The sequence below is a fragment of the Oleiphilus sp. HI0086 genome (assembly GCF_001635225.1).
The window spans coordinates 1-1,238 of the sequence record NZ_LWFZ01001519.1; the positions used below are offsets into that span (position 1 = coordinate 1).

The 1,238-nt window shown below is 44.7% G+C and carries 2 protein-coding genes; one reads left to right on the plus strand and one right to left on the minus strand.

The window, feature by feature from the left end:
* Nucleotides 1-257 (plus strand): TAXI family TRAP transporter solute-binding subunit (locus A3756_RS25605; protein ID WP_156490775.1); only part of this gene is annotated, 257 nt, incomplete at its 5' end.
* 174 nt (nucleotides 258-431) lie between these two features.
* Here the strand turns inward: A3756_RS25605 and glyS are convergent.
* Nucleotides 432-1,238 (minus strand): glycine--tRNA ligase subunit beta (gene glyS / locus A3756_RS25610; protein WP_156490776.1); only part of this gene is annotated, 807 nt, incomplete at its 5' end.

The window sequence follows — 1,238 nt, forward strand, 5'->3', positions numbered from 1 at the left end:
CGGCTGGTATGTACCGAGGCAACCCAAATGAAATAAAATCATTTGGCGTAGGTGCGACACTAGTAAGCTCTAAAGATACACCCGACGAGGTTATCTACCAGTTAACCAAGTCAGTATTTGAAAATTTCCTCGAGTTTAAAAAACTTCACCCTGCATTCCATGCTCTCGATAAGACCAAAATGGTTAAAGAAGGCTTATCAGCCCCCTTACATGCCGGAGCAGTTCGCTACTACAAAGAAGTAGGTTTGTTGAATTAGTCAGCTGCCAATATTCTTTCAGTTGTTCTGTGGCCCACTAGAGGGTTAGCACAAGCTTAATCAAGCGCGAAGAAAAAACCTCTGCAAGAGATTAAGACCAGAAACAAAAAAGCACCACTCGAATGAGCAGTGCTTTGCTAGCAAGAAGGGAAAGCCTAACTTAGTGCTTAGGTGCTACTTAGAAAGCAGCGAAATATCTGCCACTCGCAGGAATAGCTCGCGCAGCTGACTCAACAAGGCTAAGCGATTATTCTTCAACGCTTCATCATCGGCCATAACCATGACATCTTCAAAGAACTGGTCAACAACTTTTTGAAGACTTGATAGCTCAGTCAAAGCAGCTTGGTAGTTACCTTGGTCAAACAATGGCGTTACAGTTTTTGCTAGGCTATCTACCTGAGCTGCCAAATCCTTTTCAGCTTGCTCAATCAGCTTACTCTGGTCGACCTGATCTGCCAACTCGCCCTTATTCTTCGCCAGAATATTGGAAACACGCTTATTGGCTGCCGATAAGGCTGAAGCCGCTTCGAGGCCCAAAAAGTTGCTAACCGCTTTGATGCGCTGATCAAAGTCGACCGGACGTGTAGGCCTACGAGCGTTAACCGCTAAGAAGACTTCAGCAGATACATTTTCATCCTGATACCAGGCACGGAAACGTTCCAACATGTAGTTCAATAAGTCTTCTTGGACACTATTGTTTTCCAAGCCTTCGTATTGCTCTAGCGACCAATTAATTAGGTCAACCAGATCAAGATCCAATTGCTCTTCAACAATGATTCGAAGCACACCTAAAGAAGCACGGCGCAAGGCAAATGGGTCTTTAGTACCCGTTGGAGGCTGATTGATACCAAATAGACCAACCAGTGAATCAAGTTTCTCAGCAATAGAAAGTGCACAACCCGTTTTTGTGGTCGGCAAGCTGTCGCCCGCAAACTTAGGCATGTACTGCTCATTCAACGCTAAAGCAACTTCTTTAGATTC